The following is a 17,106-nucleotide window of genomic DNA, read 5'->3' on the forward strand; positions in this document are numbered from 1 at the left end:
ATGCGCGGCCGGCGGGCCGGAGCCGCGCCAGGCGGGTCCGGGAAAGCCCTCGGGGTGGGTCTGAGAAAAAGGATAGACAGGCGGTGCAGCTTGAGTCAATAAATTCTATCAAGTTTATTGACTATGTAATTCGGCGCCGCATTCCCTCGCCGGCGCGCAACCGGAGCCTCCCATGTCCGCCAGTGCAGATCTGCCGAGCGCCGCCCAAAGGCCGGCCGACGCCGCCAATGTCCTGTGGTTCCTTCCGACCCATGGCGACGGCCACTATCTCGGCACGTCGCACAAGGCGCGGGAGGTGAGCCTTCCGTATCTCAGGCAGATCGCGCAGGCCGCGGACCAGCTCGGCTATTACGGCGTCCTCATTCCCACCGGCAGAAGCTGCGAGGACAGCTGGGTCGTGGCCTCGGCTCTCGCGGGGCTCACCGGGCGCCTGCGATTCCTCGTCGCCGTACGTCCGGGCCTGCTCTCGCCGGCGGTGGCGGCGCGCATGACCGCGACCCTCGACCGGCTGTCCAACGGCCGGGCGCTCATCAATGTCGTCACCGGCGGCGATCCGGTGGAGAACAAGGGCGACGGCTTCTTCGCCGATCATGCGGAGCGCTACGAGATCACCGCCGAATTCCTCGACATCTACACCCGCCTCCTGAAGGGGGAGGAGGTCACCTCCGCCGGCAAGCATCTGAAGGTGGAGGGCGGGAAGCTGCTCTATCCGCCGGTGCAGCAGCCGCATCCGCCGCTGTACTTCGGCGGCTCCTCCGCCCCGGCCCATGACGTGGCCGCCCGGCAGGTGCAGAAGTATCTCACCTGGGGCGAGCCACCGGCCCAGGTGGCCGAGAAAATCCGCGACATCCGCACCCGCGCCGCTGCGGTGGGCCGCGAGGTCACGTTCGGCATCCGCCTCCACGTCATCGTGCGCGACACCGCCAAGGCGGCCTGGGCGGCGGCGGAGGACCTCATCCGTTATATCGACGACACGACCATAGCCGAGGCGCAGAAGGTCTTCGCCCGCATGGATTCCGAAGGCCAGCGAAGGATGAGCGCTCTCAACGGCGGCCGGCGCGACAATCTCGAGGTCAGCCCCAATCTGTGGGCCGGGGTGGGCCTGGTGCGGGGCGGCGCGGGAACCGCTCTGGTGGGCGACCCGCAGACCGTGGCGGAGCGCATGAAGGAATACATGGCACTGGGTGTCGATACCTTCGTGCTCTCCGGCTATCCTCACCTGGAGGAAGCCTACCGCTTCGGAGAGAGCGTGCTGCCGCTCCTGCCGCGTGCGGCGGAGACCGGCGCGCCGGTCGTGGCCGCAAATCATCGCGGCCCGTTCGGCGAGATCATCGGCAACGCCATCGTTCCCGAGGTCCGGCGGGTGTCGGCCTCCTGAACCCCCGGCTCGCGAGGAGCATCGTCATGCTGAACGCCTGGGAGCAGCGCAAGTCCATCATCGTCGTCGGCGGCGGTTTCGCCGGCACGCTGTTCGCACTCGCCGCCGCCGCGGCGCCGCGGCTCGACGTGGTGCTGGTGGAGCGCGAGCGGCGGGCGGGGCCGGGCCTCGCCTATGGCGCATGCGCCCCCCAGCACCTGCTCAATGTCCCGGTGGCGCGCATGGAGCTTGGACTGGCGCCGACCTTTGCCCAGTGGCTCATCGCTTCCGGCGCCGACCTGTCGGCGGCCCTCGACGAGGCCGGCGGCGATTTGAACCGGGCCTTCGTACCGCGCGCCTTGTTCGGCGCCTATCTTGCCGAGCGGCTGGAAGCGGCGCTCGACGCGGGCGACGGGCGCCTGCGGCGGGTGCGCGGCGATGTGGTGCGGGTGAGCGACCGGCCCGTGCCCTGCGTCCAGCTGGCCGACGGGCGGCGCATCGAGGGCACCCATGTGGTGCTCGCCACCGGCAACCTGCCGCCCCGGCCGCCGCGCTGCCGCGACGGCGGGGTCTACGACAGCCCCCTGTTCGTGCCCGATCCCTGGCGCTTCGACGCCCTCGACGCTCTTGGCGCGGACGACCCGGTGTTGCTTCTCGGCTCCGGCCTCACCATGGTGGACGTGGCGCTGATGCTCGCCGCGCGCGGGCATCGCGGACCCATCTGGAGCGTCTCGCGTCACGGGCTGCTGCCGCAGACTCATGCGGACGTGCCCGGCCGCAAGGGCGGCTTTGAGGCTTTCCTCGATCCGGCGGAGGCGCGGGACCCCAACCAGGCGCTGCGCATCATCCGCGCGGCGGTGGCGCAGGCGGCGGCGCGCGACGTGCCCTGGCAAAGGGTGATGGATGCGGCCCGGCCCGCCCTCGCCGGGGTCTGGTCCGGCTGGTCGCAGGCGGCGCGGGCGCGCTTCCTGCGCCACGCCCGCACCTATTGGGACGTCCACCGCCATCGCATGGCGCCGCGCATTGCCGCCGGCCTCGAAGCTCTCGTCACATCGGGCCAGCTGCAGGTGATGGCAGGGCGCCTCACCGCCCTGGAGGGGGTGCCCGGCGGCATTGCCGCCACCATCCGGCGCCGCCACTCGGGCCGCGCCGCGGTGCTCCAAGTGGCACGGGTGGTCAATTGCACGGGGCCGCGCTCGGATTTCGCCAGCCTCGCCGCCCCGCCCTTCGAGGCGCTGCGGGAGACGGGGCGCATCCGCGCCGATGCCCTCGGCCTCGGCATCGAAACGCGTGGCTGCGCGGTGCTCGACCGATATGGTCACGCCTCCACCTGGCTGTTCGCCCTCGGCGCGCTGACCCGCCCGGCCTTCTGGGAGGTGACGGCGGTGCCGGAGATCGCCGTGCAGGCGCACCAACTGGCGGACGCACTGTCGCGTGCCGCGATCCCCCATCACCGTCCGGAAGCGCGTCTCATCGCCGATTTCGTCAATCTGGGTGAGGGCATCTGATTGCCCTCCCGCAGCGTCAGGCGCCAGGCGGGCAAGCGGCGATCGCCGTTTCAAGGACCGCGGCCATACGCGCTGCCCATTCCTCTTGCCCGGCCGGATCGGCCAGCAGGTCCTGGCGGATCTCGATGCCCACGTGCCGCAGGCCGCGCGCGCCGCCGTGCACCGGCAAAGTGTAGTCCGTCGCCGCGCTGACGGCGTAAGGCTCGTTGTCACCGATGACGAGGTCGCTGTTCGTGCGCAGCGCCGCCAGCACCGCGCTGGCGAAGGGCACATCATCGCGATAGAGCACGCCGGCATGCCACGGGCGCGCCTCGTCGAGATAGACGGGTGTGAAGCTGTGCATGGCAATGAGCACGGTCGGGCGCGCGGCGGCGGTGCGCCCGTCGATTTCCTCGGCGATCCGCGCGTGGTAGGGCGCGAAGATCTCGTCCAGGCGGGCCTGGCGTTCGAGGGCGCCGAGGTCGCGATTGCCGGGGATGGGCGTGCGCTCGCTCATCATCGGGATGGAGGCGGGGGTGTCCGGCGGCCGGTTGCAGTCGATGATGAGACGCGAGTAATTCTGCTGTATGAGTGTTGCGTCGAGACGTTCCGCCAGCCCGCGGCACACGCCCGCAATGCCGATATCCCAGGCGATGTGACGCGCTTGATCCGCCTCGGTGATGCCGAGCCGGTCCAGGGCGCCGGGAAACACGTTTCCAGCGTGATCTGCGACGATGAGGAACGCGGACGCGCCTTTTGCATTGAGCACGGTGACGGGCGCGATGTCGCCGTCGGCCAGCAAGGCGTGCCGGCTCTGGCCGACGCGGTCAGTTTCGTTGCTGTCCACGAGAAGTCCCGCTGAAGGCGGCACCGGGAACGGCGCCGTTACGATTGAACGCGAGCCATAGCAGACATCCGCGCATTGGGCTCGCGCAAACCCCCAAGAGGTTCGAGATGAGAATTCGCGCGGGCTACGAGATCAGCTACTCCTGTCCCCAGCCCACACCCATGATCCTGACGCTCAGCGTCCACCCCTCGCGGGTCAACGACCTTGAGAGCGTCGACCGCGTGAACTTCAGTCCCGACCTGCCGGCCAACACGTATCACGACAGCTTCGGCAACTTCTGCCACGTCATCCAGGCTCCGGCCGGGCCGGTCACCATGTATGCGGACTTCGTGATCCGCGACAGCGGCGCTCCGGACGAATACGCCCCCGACGCGGTCCAGCATCCGTTGAACGAGCTGCCCGTGGAGGTGCTCATCTTCCTGCTCGGCAGCCGCTATTGCGAGACCGACCGGCTCAGCGACATCGCGTGGTCCATGTTTGGCCATCTGCCCAAGGGCTGGCCGCTGGTGCAGGCGATCTGTGACTTTGTGCACGGCCACATCAAGTTCAACTATGCCGACGCGAGCCACCTGCGCACCGCCTACGACGGCTACAACGAGAAGCGTGGGGTCTGCCGGGACTTCGCCCACCTCGCCATCGCTTTGTGCCGCTGCATGAACATTCCGGCGCGCTACTGCACCGGCTATCTCGGCGACATCGGCGTGCCGAAAGACCCCAACCCGATGGATTTCTCCGCCTGGTTCGAGGTGTTCCTGGGGGGCCGATGGTACACGTTCGATGCCCGGCACAACAAGCCGCGCATCGGCCGCATCCTCATGGCGCGCGGCCGCGATGCCACCGACGTCGCCATCCTCACCTCCTTCGGCCCCTCGATGCTCACCGGCTTCAAGGTGATCACCGAAGAGATCGAGTGAGCGGCAGGATCGCGCCGCGATCCCTGCGTCACTCCGATTCCGGCGCTGGCCCCAGCGCCGCCAGGAGGTCGCGGAAGACGTAGGGCTTGCGCAGCAGGCGGGCATCGGAGGGGATCTCCGGCCCGCCCTCGCCGGTGGCGAAGATCAGCTGCACGTTCGGCTGAAGCGCCCGAACCTGCTCCGCCAGCGCATGGCCGGAGAGCCGCGGCAGGTTGATATCGGTCATCAGGACGTCTATGGGCGTTGAGCCGGCGATGGCGAGGGCCGCCTCCGCGTCGGCCGCCTCGAGCACGGTGCAGCCGGCCTCGCGCAGCATGTCGGCGGCGCTCATGCGAATGAGCAGGTCGTCCTCCACCAGCAGTACGCTGCGGGACGGGCCCGGCTCCGGCGCCGGGGGGACGGGATCGGGCAGGGCTTCCGCCTGGGCCGCCCGCTCGGCAGCCTGGATGCGCTGCTTCTCGTTGCTGATCACGTGCCGTACCTTTCGGGCCAGCGCTTCGCGCGTATAGGGTTTGGACAGCAAGTCGACGCCGCTGTCCAGTCGTCCGCCGTGGACGATGGAGTTCTCCGTATAGCCGGATGTGAACAGCACCGCGATATTCGGCAAGCGCTCCTTGGCGCGGCGCGCAAGCTCGGTGCTCTTCATGGGGCCGGGCATGACCACGTCGGTGAACAGCAGGTCGATGGAGATGCCGCTCTCCACCACGCTGAGGCCGGACTGGGCATCCACCGCTTTGAGCACGCGATAGCCGAGGTCGCCCAGCATCTCCACCACGGTGTTGCGCACCTCCTCGTCGTCCTCCACCACCAGGATGGTTTCCGGCCCACCCGCCACGTCCTGGGCCGTGGTCGCCACTTCGACGTCCTCGCTCGCCATGGCGCGGGGCAGGTAGAGGCGGATGGTCGTTCCGTGGCCGAGCTCGGAATAGACCTTCACGTGACCGCCCGACTGCTTCACGAAGCCGTAGACCATGGAGAGGCCGAGGCCGGAGCCCTTGCCTTCCGCCTTGGTGGAGAAGAAGGGCTCGAACACCTTGTCGACGATGCTGGCGTCAATGCCCGAGCCGGTGTCGGTCACGGCGAGCATCACGTACTGGCCCGGCAGCACCTCGGGATGGACGCGGGCGTAGGCGTCGTCGAGGGTGGCGTTGCCGAGCTCGATGGTGAGCTTGCCCTGCCCGTTCATGGCGTCGCGGGCGTTGATGGCGAGGTTGAGGAGGGCGTTCTCGATCTGGGCCGGGTCGATGAACGTGTTCCATAGCCCGCCGGCGGCGACGGTCTCGATCTCGATGCCCTCGCCGATGGCCCGGCGCAGCATCTCGTCCATCCCGCGCACGAAGCGCGTCACGTTCACCACTTTCGGCTCCAGCGCCTGCCGGCGGCCGAAGGCCAGGAGCTGGGCGGCGAGCTTGGAGCCCCGCGCCACGCCCGCCATGGCGTTGCCCACGCGCCGCTCGGCGCGCTCGTTGCCGGCCACGTCGCGGGCGAGGAGCTGGAGATTGCCCGAGACCACCTGCAGGAGATTGTTGAAGTCGTGCGCAACGCCGCCGGTGAGCTGGCCGATGGTCTCGAGCTTCTTGCTCTGTGCGAGGGCAAGCTCCGCCTGCCGGCGCTCCTCGATGGCGGTGGCGACGCGACTCTCCAGATGCTCGTTGAGCGCGCGCAGCTTGTCTTCCGCGAGCTCTCGGTTGTGGACCTCCTGCTCCAGTTCGCGGGCGCGGTCGCGCAGCGCCTCCTCGGCGTCGCGCTGGTCGGTGATGTCGGTGTGGACGCCGACCCATTCGGTGATGTTGCCCGCATCCGACAGGATGGGTACGGCGCGGATGGCGAAGTGGCGCCATTCCCCATCGCGCCGGCGCACGCGATGCTCGAACACGAAGATGTCCCGATCCGCCACCGCCCGCTGCCAGGCCTCGACGGTGGGCTGCGCGTCTTCTGGGTGAACCGCCTTCGACCAGCCGTAGCCCTGATATTCCGCAAAGCTCTGGCCTGTCAGGGCCTCCCAGCCGGGCTGCGGGCCGGCCATCTCGCCGTCGGCGCTGTTGGTCCAGAGCACGCCGCGCACCGCGGCCATGGCGGCGGCGAAGCGCTTGTTGCTGGCGATCAGCTCGCGCTCCATGTGCACCCGCTGGGTAATCTCCAGCACCGTGCACAGGACGCCGCCGATGACGTCGTCGGCAGTGGGGATGGGCGTATAGAACAGGTCGAAGAACACTTCCTCGGGCGCGCCGCTGCGCCTCAGCGTCATGGACTGGTCGCGGTAGCTCTGGATCTCCCCGCGCATGCCGTTCTCGATGATGCGGCGGTTGAAGTCCCAGATTTCCGGCCAGATCCCCTCCACCGTCCCGCCGAGGGCGCGGGGGTGGTTGCCGCCGGCGATGACGGAATAGCCGTCGTTGTAGATCATCACATGGTCGGGTCCCCACATGAGGACCTTGGGGATGGGCGAGTTGACGATGGCGGAGACGGTGGAGCGAAAGTGCTCGTTCCAGGTGTCGATGGGCCCCAGCGAGGTGGCCGACCAATCATGGGCGGCAATGAGCTCGCCGCACTCGCCCCCCAATTTCAGCCAGTTCGACGGAATCGGCGCGTTCGCATTCACGGCGCTGGCCCCCTGCCACTATGGTGGTCGCACTCGATGTCATGGCGCGGTGTTCTGGCGTGCTGTCGAGACCCGGTTGCCCGCGCCACGCGCTCAAGCTGAGCAGGAGCGCACCGACAGTTCGCGTAAAACGCCGATTCGAGCTAGGGGTTCCGGCAAGCGGATATTTTTTGCAGCGTCCGGCGGGCAGGGGGCGGACTTCATGGCGATTAGGCCGATCGTGAGCTTTCCCGACGCGCGGCTCAAGGTTGTGGCCGCGCCGGTGACGGCTTTCGATGCGGAGCTCGCGCGGCTCGCTGGCGACCTCCTGGACACGATGCGGGCGGCCCCGGGCATCGGCATCACCGCACCCCATGTGGGCGTCCTCCTGCGGGTGAGCGTGCTGGAGCTGACGCGGGGGGAGCCGCCGCGGACCTACGTGAACCCCGCCATCGTGTGGGCGTCGGACGAGCGCATGCGCCACGCTGAGGGCAGCGTCTCCATGCCGGGGGCGACGGAAGAGGTGGAGCGCCACGCCCGGGTGCGGGTGCGCTACCAGGACCTCGCCGGCGGGTTTTTCGAGGAGGAGGCGGAGGGGCTCCTTGCCGTCTGCCACCAGCATGAGATCGACCAGCTCGACGGGGTCTTCTGGTTGCAGCGCCTGTCCAAGCTGAAACGCGATCGGGTCATCCGCCGCTACGAGAAGGCGCGGCGCGCGGCCGGAGTCTGAGGCGTCTCAGGCGCGGGTTTCAGTCGCGGAAATAGGCCGGCCAGCGCTCGCGCAGTTCTGGGGTGTGGGCGAGGGAGTTGGAAAGGTGGCTGCGCAGCGCCTCCTGCGCCGCCGCAGCATCGCCCGAAGCGATGGCCGCCGCGATGGCGCGATGCTCGCGGATAACCCGCTCCGCCTTGCCCGGCATGGGCAGATGCAGGCGGCGGATGCGGTCGATGTGGCCGGAATAGCGGCGCGACATGACCCACAGGCTCTGGATGCCGGTGGCGTCGAACAGGGTGCGGTGGAATTCGCGGTCGGTGGTCTCGAAGCCGGGCAGGTCGCCGCGCGCCAGCAGGGTGGCCTGCACCTCGATCACCGTTTCCAGCCGGCCGGCCACGGCGGCGTGGCCATCGTCGAGGGCGATGGTGCGCACCGCCTCCAGCTCGATGGAGCGGCGGAGGAAATGCGCCTGCCGCGCCAACGCCAGATCGATCGGGCTCACCACCGTGGCGTGCTGGGGAAAGATGTCCACCAGCTGCTCCTCTTGCAGCTTCAGCAGCGCGTCGCGTACCGGGGTCGAGGAGAAGCCGAACAGATCCTGAAGCTCCGCCCGCGAGATCAGCGTCCCCGGCGGCAACTCGAGGGCGATGATGCGTTCGCGCAGATAGTCGAACACCTGCGGTGCGGCATGGCGGGAGGGGTCGCGGGAGGGGCGCGCGGAGGGCGTCGTCGTGTCCATGGCGCAAGGATAGCTTACCTCGCGCTTGACGGCACTAATGCATTAGCGCTTTAGTTGCGCGCGAAAGCACGCTCCGCGGCACGACGGGGCGGCAAGGAGACGGGTCGCCACGCCAAGGGCGCCGGCTCCTCAATCAAGCGCCAGACGCGCCCAGGAGGAAACATGACCCGCCGGAGCTCCCTTGCGATCGCCCTCGTCGCCGCGCTCTGCGCCGCGCCGGCGTTCGGCCAGTCCTATCCGCAGCGACCCGTCACGGTGGTGGTGCCCTTCCCGCCCGGCGGCGCCTCCGACAGCACAGCGCGGCTCATCGCGCCAAAGGCGTCCGAGGCGCTGGGACAGCCGGTGGTCATCGACAACCGGCCGGGGGCCAACGGCGGCACCGGTGCGACCCATGTGAAGGCTTCCCCGGCAGACGGCTATACGCTGCTGGTCGGGTCCATCGGCGTCTTCGCCATCAATCCCGCGCTCAATCCGGCGCTGAGCTACAACCCCAAGACCGACTTCGACCTCGTCACGGTGGCGGTGCGCACTCCCAACGTGCTGGTGGCCAATCCCAATTTCCCAGTCGGTTCGGTCAAGGAGCTGGTGGCGCACCTGAAGAAGACACCCGATAAGGTGACCTTCGCCTCCTCGGGGGTCGGCTCCTCCGATCACCTCACCGCGGCGCTGTTCTGGCAGAAGACCGGCACGAGCGGCATCCACGTGCCGTACAAGGGCGGCGGCCCGGCCATCGCCGATCTCATCGCCGGCCATGCGGACGTGTCGTTCCAGAACCTCGGCGCCGTGGCCAACCAGATCAAGGCCGGCAAGCTGAAAGCCCTCGCGGTGACGGCGGCCGAGCGCAATCCGGTCCTGCCCGACGTGCCCACCATGAAGGAGGCCGGCGTGGACGGCATCGACGTCTATTCCTGGCAGGCCGCGGCGGCGCCCAAGGGCCTGCCCGCGGACGTGAGGGCCAAGGTGGTGGACGCCTTCCGGGCGGGCCTTGCCGACCCGGCGGTGAAGGCCAAGTTCAACGAGCTCGGCTTCGAGGTGGTCGCCAGCACGCCCGCCGACTTCGCCGCCTTCCAGGCCGCAGAGGAACAGCGCTGGCGCGACGTGGTGAAGGCCGGGAATATCGTGACCCAATAAAGGCCCGCCGGACGCCCAGCGGTCCGGCGCCGAGATAGCATTCCATCCACAGGTTCCGATCATGACGCGCACCAAGAGTCTCGACCTGCTGCGCAGTGCCCGGTGGTTCGCCGCCGATGACCTGCGCAGCTTTGGCCACCGCTCCCGCCTCCGCCAGATGGGCTATGCGCCGGAGGACTGGGCGGGCCGGCCGGTCATCGCCATCCTCAACACCTGGTCGGACTTCAATTCCTGCCACGCCCACTTCCGCGAGCGGGTGGCGGACATCAAGCGCGGGGTGTTTCAGGCCGGCGGCTTTCCGCTGGAGGTGCCGGTCCATTCCGTGTCCGAGACCTTCCTGAAGCCCTCGTCCATGCTCTACCGCAACATGCTCGCCATGGAAGTCGAGGAGGTGATCCGCGCGCATCCGGTGGACGGCGCAGTGCTCATGGGCGGTTGCGACAAGAGCACGCCGGCGCTTCTCATGGGCGCCACCAGCGCCGGCGTGCCGGCCATCTACGTCCCGGCCGGCCCCATGCTGCGCGGCAACTGGAACGGCAAGACTCTGGGCTCCGGCTCCGATGCCTGGAAGTTCTGGGACGAGCGCCGCGCCGGCAAAATCGACGAGGCGGCCTGGAACGAGATCGAGGGGGGCATCGCCCGATCCTACGGCCATTGCATGACCATGGGCACCGCCAGCACCATGACCGCCATCGCCGAGGCCATCGGCATGACGCTGCCGGGCGCCTCATCCATCCCGGCGGCCGACGCCGGGCACATCCGCATGTGCGCGGCAGCGGGTCGCCGGATCGTGGAGATGGTGTGGGAGGATCTCGTGCCCGCCCGCATCCAGACCCGCGCGGCCTTCGAGAACGCCATCGTGGTGGCCATGGCCATGGGCTGCTCCACCAACGCCATCATCCATCTCATCGCCCAGGCGCGGCGCGCCGGCTGCGACATCACGCTGGACGATTTCGACGCCGCGAGCCGCCGCGTCCCCGTGCTCGCCAACGTGCGCCCCTCGGGCGACGACTATCTGATGGAGGATTTCTACTTCGCCGGCGGGCTGCCGGCGCTGATGACGCGGCTCGCGGAGGTTCTCCACCTCGACGCCCTCACCGTGTCCGGCCGCAGGCTCGGGGAGGTCATCGCCGGGGCCAAGGTGCACAATGACGACGTCATCCGCCCTCTCGGCAAGCCCATCTATGCGGAGGGGGCGCTCGCGGTGCTACGGGGCAATCTCGCGCCCGAGGGCTGCGTCATCAAGCCGAGCGCCTGCGCCCCCCATCTGCGCGTCCACACCGGTCCGGCCCTTGTCTTCGACGATTATCCGAGCCTGAAGGCGGCCACCGACGACGAAAGCCTGGACGTGACCCCCGATCATGTCCTCGTCCTGCGCAACGCCGGGCCCCTTGGCGGTCCCGGAATGCCCGAATGGGGCATGCTCCCCATCCCCAAGCGGCTGGTGAAGGCGGGCGTTCGCGACATGGTCCGCATCTCCGACGCGCGCATGAGCGGGACCAGCTACGGCGCCTGCATCCTCCATGTCTCGCCGGAGAGCCATGTGGGCGGCCCGCTTGCCTTGCTGCGCACCGGGGATCTCGTAAGCATCGACGTGCCGAACCGGCGCATCGACATGCAGGTGGCGCCGGAGGAGCTGGAGCGCCGCCGGGCCGTGCTGCCCGCGCCCGCGCCGCGCTTCGAGCGCGGCTACGGCTGGATGTATTCGCGCCACGTCAGCCAGGCGCATCTCGGCTGCGACTTCGATTTTCTCGAAACCGCGTTCGGTCCCGGCCCGGGCGAACCCGCCATCTACTGAACAGGGATATCACTCGTGGAATTGCCCAGGAACGCCTTCAAGCACGCCATCCATGGCGGCCGGCAGCAGATCGGCCTGTGGAGCAGCCTCGCCAGCCATGTCACGGTGGAGATCCTCGCCGGCGCGGGCTTTGAATGGCTGCTGCTCGACACCGAGCATTCGGCCAACGAGCTGCCCATGGTGCTGTGCCAGCTCCAGGCCTGCATGGAGCACGACGTTCAGCCCATCGTGCGCCCGCCGCTGAATGACACCGTCGCCATCAAGCGCCTGCTGGACGCCGGGGTTCAGAGCTTCCTCATCCCCATGGTGGAAACCGCCGAGGAGGCGGCGGCCGCGGTGGCGGCGACGCGCTATCCCCCGGACGGCGTGCGCGGCTTCGCCGCCGCCTCCCGTGCCTCCCGGTTCGGCCGGGTGAAGGACTATTACAGGCACGCCCACGAGGAGATCTGCGTGCTGGTGCAGATCGAATCCCGCCGCGGCATGGACAATCTGGAGGCCATCTGCGCCGTGCCCGGCGTCGATGGCGTGTTCATCGGCCCCGGCGACCTGTCCGCCGCCATCGGCCATCTGGGCGACCAGAACAACGAGGCCATCGTCACCCTCATCGAGGGGCTCATCGGCCGCATTTCTGCTGCCGGCAACCGCGCCGGCATCCTCACCGGCGACGAGACGCTGGCGCGGCGCTACATCGCCGCCGGCTGCATCTTCACCGCGGTCGGCTCGGACACGGGCCTCCTCGCCCGCGGTGCCGAGGCTCTGGCCCGCCGCTTCCACACCTAGCGGGAGGAGCCTCTCAGGCGGCCTTGCGAAACAGGCCGACGTGGATGGCGGAGGGCGCGAGGAGGGGCAGGGGCGAGGCCACCATGCGCCGCTTGAGCCCGGCCGAAAGCTGTGCGGCGAAGGCGGCGCGGAAGGCCGCGTCGCGCTCCGGGTCGAGGGCGGCGATCAGCGAGGGGAAGAAGGGCGCACGGAAGAAGCCGAGATGCCCGTCGGCGAGAGCCTCGGCATCCCCGCTGGCCTGATAGGCGGGCCAGAAGGGATCCTGCAGGGCGTAGTCGGCGTCCTCCACCAGCGACAGGCCCTCGAACATCCCCTCCGCGAAGGGGGCGCGCACGTCGTCGGGCGTGCGCTCATAGATGAGAATGGTCATCCGCCCACGCTCGGCCGGCGTGATGACGCCCTCCTCCGCCATCCCCTCCAATTCCGCCTGCGCGAAGCCCATGAGCTCGGGAAAGGTGGACGTCGTGCCCTCCGCCAAGCTCGGCTGCAACACGACGAGCGTGCCGCCGGGCTTCAGCTCGCGGGCCCGGCAGGCGAGGAAGGTCCGCCAGTCGATGGCGGCCTGCGCGGCGAAGCGCGCGGTGACCGCCGGGTTCGCCATGCGCGGCCACAGATGGTCGGCCTCCGCCACCGGCGGGGTGCTGAGCCAGTGGGTGGCGAAGGAGCTCCAGCCGAAATCCACCGATCCCGGAGGCAGGACCTGCTCGTAGAAGCTGCGCCCGACCGCGGCGGCGAAGATGTTGGAATCGTGTCTCAGATAGCTTGCCGGATCGTCGTGCAACAGTCCGAACAGGGTGGCGAAGTCGTTGTCGGGCTGGTCGGTGTGGATCACGGTGACCGGCACGTCGCCGCGTGCGCGGCGCACATGGGTCAGCGCCCGCGCGACCGGAGCGAGGGAATTGCGACCCTGGGCGCAACCATAGTCGGCGATGGTCACCGGCCCGTCGATGGCAAGCAATGCGAAGGCGCGGTCGATCATCGGCAGGCCGTTCACGCCGCCCCCCGCCTGGTGCTGTGCATGCTCGTTGTAGTAGCCCGCTTCCATTGGCGCAGGATGCGCCTCGCCGTGCTCGTCCCGCTCCATGCTCATTCCGCTCCCTGGGCTCTTTACCGGGAGGATGGACGGTAACGCGTGGCCGTTCAATGGCGTCGTCGCCGGGCGGGAGATCATCCGCGGCGGGGGAGGAGGGCCCGGGCGAAAGCCGCGAGCCAGTCCGGCCAGGCGAGGTCGTCCGTCACCTCCTGCTCGAATGCCGCGAAGGCGCGCTGGAGCTTCTGCTCCTGCTGCTGCTTGTCCGCCGCCGGCAGGAAGGATTTTTCGAGGGCGGCGAAGGCGAAACGCTTCAGCCGTCCATAGCCGAGCCCGTGGTCGCGCGCCGCGCGCACATATTCGTTGGTGAGATCGATGCGCGAGACGCCGGCATCGTCGGTGGCGAGCGTCACGTCCACGCCGGCGGAGAGATAGGTGCGGATGGGGTGGTTGCGCCCGCGCACGCCGAGGATCACGTCGCTCGACGTGAGCGCGATTTCCACGGCGACGCCGCGCCGCTTCATCTCGGCGAGAAGCCCGTCCATGTCGCGCTCGAAGCCGATGGCCGTGCCGTGGCCGATGCGCCGCGCGCTGGCCGTCTCGATGGCGTCGCGGATGTGGAAGTCGAGGTCGGGCGGCGGGACGAGGCCGAGCCACAGCTCGCCGGCATGGAGCGCCACCGGCACGTCGGCGGCGAGGAAGCCGATCCACCGCATGTGGGTGCGATAGTCCTGCCGGGCGGCGCGGTAATCCTCCGGCCCCACGTAGTTGAGCCCCGCGACGATGCTGGGCGCGGCGCGCGCGAGGGCGGCGGCAACCGCCGTCTGGGCAAACACCTCGGCCGGCGCGCCGTTGCGGTTCACCTGGGCGATGTAGCGGAACTGCACGCCGCAGCCGGGACGGGTGCGGTCGGCGGCGCAGCCCCGCATCTCGTCCACCCGCGCCACGAGGGCGCGCAGCTCTTCCACCTTCTGGGTCACCACCGCGGTGATGCCGGACTGCTCCAGCGCCGCCAGCATGGCTTTGGGCTCGCGCTCGCTGCCGATGGCCTCGCCGAGCCTGCGGCGGTCCTCGCCTTCGAGCAGCGTGACCATGAACTCTGCATACTGGACGTTTTCGGCCTGGTATTGCCGCAGCTGGTCCACCGTCATCTCGGCGGTGCGCGCCAGCGTGCGCTGCCAGTCCGATCCGCCGGTAGCGGGGTTGAACTTGGAGAAGGTGGAGAAGAACTGGTCGTGGCCGGAAGGCACCGCCGGTGTCGGCAGGAACCAGCGCATGGAAAGGGCGTCGACGAGAAGGTCATAGGTGGTCTGCCCACGCCAGCCCGCCACCGCATCGGCGATGGGCACCACCTTGGCTTCGTCGCCGCACGGCCGCTCCGCCGGGGCGTTCGCGGGCGGGGACAGGATGACCATGGCGGCGGGATCGAGGCACAGGCCATCGGCGATGGCCCAGGCGATCAGCCGCTCGGCATAGACCGCGCCCGACAGATGGGTGTGCAGATCGCCGCCCTTCGGCATGCGGTGGAGGAAGGCCCGCAGCCGGTTCGGCTCCGGCCGCAGCCCCTCGAAATGCGCGCCGGTGAGCTGCGCGGGCAGATCGCGCGTGACCATGACGAGACGCGCGGCGACGACCAGCACCACGGCAAGGCAGAGGACGATGATGAGGCGGCGGCGCACGGCACCCTCCGGGGCGATCGCTCGATGGAAACATCGAGCGTGACCATAAGGCCGGAACGGGCCTTAGTGCATCCATCCGAGAAGGGAAGCGGCCGGCATCACACCGGAATTTGCCGATCGCCCTGTTCCGGTGTCGCTGCGGCAGGCGCCGCACCGCCGGCGGGTACCGCGGTGGGTCCGCCCAACGCCTTGCGGACCGCGGGGGCGACCTTTGTGCCGTAGAGTTCGATGGCGCGTAGCACCTCGCGGTGCGGCGTGGCCCCGACGGCGAGCTGGAGCATGAAGCGGTCGTGGCGGAACAGCTCGTGCTGGTAGAGGATCTTCTCCACCACCTGGTCGGGGGTGCCGAACACCAGATGGTTCTTCAGCGCGGTGCCGCGCTCGAACTGCTCGCGGGTCAACGGCGGCCAGCCCCGCTCACGGCCGATCGTGGTCATGGCCGCGGCATAGGCGGGAAAACAGGCGTCCATGGCGCCGGCGAAGGTCTCCCCCACGAAGCCGTGGCTGTTGATGCTGACTGCGCTGTCCGCACCCGGGGCGGCGGCTTCGCGCACGGCGCGGCGATATAGATCGACGAGGGGGGTGAAGCGCGCAGGCTCGCCGCCGATGATGGCGAGCGCCATGGGGAGGCCGAGGGAGCCCGCCCGCGCGGCCGACTGGGGTGTGCCGCCCACCGCGACCCACACCGGGATGCGCCGCTCGGGGCGCGGATAGACGCCGAGGCCGTCGATGGCGGTGCGATGCCCGCCGGGCCAACTCACCCGCTCGCTCTCGCGGATGCGCAGGAGCAGGGCGAGGTTCTCCGCGAAGAGGGCGTCGTAATCCTTCAAATCGTAGCCGAACAGCGGGAAGGATTCGATGAAGGAGCCGCGCCCCGCCATGATCTCGGCGCGCCCGCTCGACAGGAGGTCGAGGGTGGCGAACTGCTCGTGCACCCGCACCGGATCGTCCGAACTCAGCACGGTGACGGCGCTGGCGAGGATGATGCGTCGGGTGCGCGCGGCGCCGGCGGCCAGCGCCACCGCGGGGGCGGAGACAGCATAGTCCGCCCGGTGGTGCTCGCCGAGCCCGAAAACATCGAGCCCCACAGCGTCGGCGAGCTCCATCTCCTCCATGAGATTGCGCAGCCGCTGGCCGGGCGAGACCATCTCGCCGCTCGACGGATCGCGCCCCACGTCCGCGAAGGTGTAGACGCCGAGTTGCATGGTGGGCTCCTAGGGCAGGTGAGGCCGTGCCCTCGTTGCCCGAGCGGAGCGAAAAGACAAGCGTCGTCCATGTGCGCCGGCGCCACGGCCGCTTGCACCAGCGCCAGCGGGGCGCGGGCGAGGCCGCAAGTGCAGGCAGCCCGCGGTGGCGGCGGGCCGCGCCGGGTCAGCCCTTCTTGAGACCGGCGAGCACCTTGTCGATGCCGGCGATGGCGACCTTCACGTTCACCTGGCGCCCGTCCTGGAGGCGGAAGGAGATGGTGGCCTCCTTGCTGGCACCGAGGTCGTTGGCGAGGGGCTGGTCGTAGGCGAGGCTCGCCTCGCATTCGCTGGCGTTGCACCACTGGTAGGCCAGCTTGCGCGTGTTCTGGCCGATGGCGATGTCGACCCCTTCGCGCACCAGCACGCCGGTGGGCGTCGTTATGGCGATGGTGGGCGCATCCTTGGCGTCGCGGCCGATCTTCCACACCACCACCACGCGCTTCGACTGGCTGTCGGTGACGCGCATGGCGGCAAAGCAGGTGCGCTTGCCGGTTTTGGCGCCCGCGGCGGGGGGCACCTCCTGGCAGGTGAGCACCCAATTGTCGAAGCTGGTGGTCTCGGTCTTCACCGGGCCGGCGGGCTGCGCCGGCGGCTGCGCCTGCTGGGCCTGCTGGCTCGGGGCCGGGCGCGCGGGCTGCGGGCTCTGCGCCACCGCGACGGCGGCGGAGCCGTCCGACAGGAGGACGGCCACAGGCGTGACCGCGATCAGCGCGGCGAGCGCGAGAAAGGGCTTGGCGAGATTCACGGTGGCCGTCTCCGGGATCAGGGATGCCGCCGGCGGCGCGCGCCCCTGCGTTTGAGATG

The 17,106-nt window shown here is 69.5% G+C and carries 14 protein-coding genes; 7 read left to right on the forward strand and 7 right to left on the reverse strand.

Annotated features, from left to right (window positions below; all coding sequences use genetic code 11):
- The first annotated feature begins 172 nt into the window (after positions 1 to 172).
- Positions 173 to 1,378, forward strand: a complete 1,206-nt coding sequence (gene ssuD / locus ABLE93_RS13930) for an FMNH2-dependent alkanesulfonate monooxygenase (protein ID WP_348840436.1) — start codon at positions 173 to 175, stop codon at positions 1,376 to 1,378.
- 26 nt (positions 1,379 to 1,404) lie between these two features.
- Positions 1,405 to 2,865, forward strand: coding sequence for an FAD/NAD(P)-binding protein (locus tag ABLE93_RS13935; protein ID WP_348840437.1), 1,461 nt, complete (start codon positions 1,405 to 1,407; stop codon positions 2,863 to 2,865).
- Positions 2,866 to 2,881: 16 nt separating this feature from the next.
- Here the strand turns inward: ABLE93_RS13935 and ABLE93_RS13940 are convergent, their stop codons facing one another.
- The gene (locus ABLE93_RS13940; RefSeq protein ID WP_348840438.1) at positions 2,882 to 3,646 is read right to left on the reverse strand and encodes an N-formylglutamate amidohydrolase; all 765 of its coding nucleotides are present in this window, start codon (positions 3,644 to 3,646) and stop codon (positions 2,882 to 2,884) included.
- A 152-nt stretch (positions 3,647 to 3,798) separates the two neighbouring features.
- Here ABLE93_RS13940 and ABLE93_RS13945 point away from each other — a divergent pair, with 152 nt between their 5' ends.
- Positions 3,799 to 4,605 (forward strand): transglutaminase-like domain-containing protein, encoded by an 807-nt coding sequence (locus tag ABLE93_RS13945; RefSeq protein WP_348840439.1) that lies wholly within the window; start codon positions 3,799 to 3,801, stop codon positions 4,603 to 4,605.
- 28 nt (positions 4,606 to 4,633) lie between these two features.
- Here ABLE93_RS13945 and ABLE93_RS13950 read toward each other — a convergent pair whose 3' ends face one another.
- Positions 4,634 to 7,207, reverse strand: a complete 2,574-nt coding sequence (locus ABLE93_RS13950) for a hybrid sensor histidine kinase/response regulator (RefSeq protein ID WP_348840440.1) — start codon at positions 7,205 to 7,207, stop codon at positions 4,634 to 4,636.
- Between the two features lie 202 nt (positions 7,208 to 7,409).
- Between ABLE93_RS13950 and ABLE93_RS13955 the strand changes: the two genes are divergently transcribed.
- Positions 7,410 to 7,916 carry a peptide deformylase gene (locus tag ABLE93_RS13955; protein ID WP_348840441.1) on the forward strand — a complete coding sequence of 169 codons (507 nt, stop codon included), beginning with the start codon at positions 7,410 to 7,412 and terminating at the stop codon, positions 7,914 to 7,916.
- 19 nt (positions 7,917 to 7,935) lie between these two features.
- Here ABLE93_RS13955 and ABLE93_RS13960 read toward each other — a convergent pair whose 3' ends face one another.
- Entirely contained in the window at positions 7,936 to 8,637 is a 702-nt protein-coding gene (locus ABLE93_RS13960) for a GntR family transcriptional regulator (protein WP_348840442.1), read from the reverse strand.
- Between the two features lie 162 nt (positions 8,638 to 8,799).
- Between ABLE93_RS13960 and ABLE93_RS13965 the strand changes: the two genes are divergently transcribed.
- The 3 genes from ABLE93_RS13965 (at position 8,800) to ABLE93_RS13975 (ending at position 12,346) form a co-directional block, all read left to right on the forward strand.
- On the forward strand, positions 8,800 to 9,768 hold the full coding sequence (locus ABLE93_RS13965) for a Bug family tripartite tricarboxylate transporter substrate binding protein (protein ID WP_348840443.1): 969 nt from the start codon (positions 8,800 to 8,802) through the stop codon (positions 9,766 to 9,768).
- A 61-nt stretch (positions 9,769 to 9,829) separates the two neighbouring features.
- Positions 9,830 to 11,566 (forward strand): L-arabinonate dehydratase, encoded by a 1,737-nt coding sequence (araD, locus tag ABLE93_RS13970; protein ID WP_348840444.1) that lies wholly within the window; start codon positions 9,830 to 9,832, stop codon positions 11,564 to 11,566.
- Between the two features lie 15 nt (positions 11,567 to 11,581).
- Positions 11,582 to 12,346: an aldolase/citrate lyase family protein gene (locus tag ABLE93_RS13975; protein WP_348840445.1), complete on the forward strand. Its 765-nt coding sequence runs from the start codon at positions 11,582 to 11,584 to the stop codon at positions 12,344 to 12,346.
- A gap of 13 nt (positions 12,347 to 12,359) precedes the next feature.
- On the opposite strand, the gene ABLE93_RS13980 is transcribed toward ABLE93_RS13975, so the two are convergent.
- The 4 genes from ABLE93_RS13980 to ABLE93_RS13995 form a co-directional block, all read right to left on the reverse strand.
- Positions 12,360 to 13,436 (reverse strand): class I SAM-dependent methyltransferase, encoded by a 1,077-nt coding sequence (locus ABLE93_RS13980; protein ID WP_348840446.1) that lies wholly within the window; start codon positions 13,434 to 13,436, stop codon positions 12,360 to 12,362.
- 77 nt (positions 13,437 to 13,513) lie between these two features.
- On the reverse strand, positions 13,514 to 15,055 hold the full coding sequence (locus tag ABLE93_RS13985; RefSeq protein WP_348840447.1) for an adenosine deaminase: 1,542 nt from the start codon (positions 15,053 to 15,055) through the stop codon (positions 13,514 to 13,516).
- 98 nt (positions 15,056 to 15,153) lie between these two features.
- Positions 15,154 to 16,260: an Atu2307/SP_0267 family LLM class monooxygenase gene (locus ABLE93_RS13990; RefSeq protein ID WP_348840448.1), complete on the reverse strand. Its 1,107-nt coding sequence runs from the start codon at positions 16,258 to 16,260 to the stop codon at positions 15,154 to 15,156.
- 166 nt (positions 16,261 to 16,426) lie between these two features.
- Entirely contained in the window at positions 16,427 to 17,047 is a 621-nt protein-coding gene (locus tag ABLE93_RS13995; protein WP_348840449.1) for an invasion associated locus B family protein, read from the reverse strand.
- Between the last annotated feature and the right edge of the window lie 59 nt (positions 17,048 to 17,106).

The sequence above is a fragment of the Xanthobacter pollutisoli genome (assembly GCF_040044995.1).
Lineage (GTDB): Bacteria > Pseudomonadota > Alphaproteobacteria > Rhizobiales > Xanthobacteraceae > Xanthobacter.

Excerpts from the sequence above, each read along its gene's own strand:
- ssuD (WP_348840436.1), top strand. The coding sequence starts at position 173 with ATGTCCGCCAGTGCAGATCTGCCGAGCGCCGCCCAAAGGCCGGCCGAC.
- ABLE93_RS13935 (WP_348840437.1), top strand. The coding sequence starts at position 1,405 with ATGCTGAACGCCTGGGAGCAGCGCAAGTCCATCATCGTCGTCGGCGGC.
- ABLE93_RS13945 (WP_348840439.1), top strand. The coding sequence starts at position 3,799 with ATGAGAATTCGCGCGGGCTACGAGATCAGCTACTCCTGTCCCCAGCCC.
- ABLE93_RS13955 (WP_348840441.1), top strand. The coding sequence starts at position 7,410 with ATGGCGATTAGGCCGATCGTGAGCTTTCCCGACGCGCGGCTCAAGGTT.
- ABLE93_RS13960 (WP_348840442.1), bottom strand. The coding sequence starts at position 8,637 with ATGGACACGACGACGCCCTCCGCGCGCCCCTCCCGCGACCCCTCCCGC.
- ABLE93_RS13965 (WP_348840443.1), top strand. The coding sequence starts at position 8,800 with ATGACCCGCCGGAGCTCCCTTGCGATCGCCCTCGTCGCCGCGCTCTGC.
- araD (WP_348840444.1), top strand. The coding sequence starts at position 9,830 with ATGACGCGCACCAAGAGTCTCGACCTGCTGCGCAGTGCCCGGTGGTTC.
- ABLE93_RS13980 (WP_348840446.1), bottom strand. The coding sequence starts at position 13,436 with ATGAGCATGGAGCGGGACGAGCACGGCGAGGCGCATCCTGCGCCAATG.
- ABLE93_RS13990 (WP_348840448.1), bottom strand. The coding sequence starts at position 16,260 with ATGCAACTCGGCGTCTACACCTTCGCGGACGTGGGGCGCGATCCGTCG.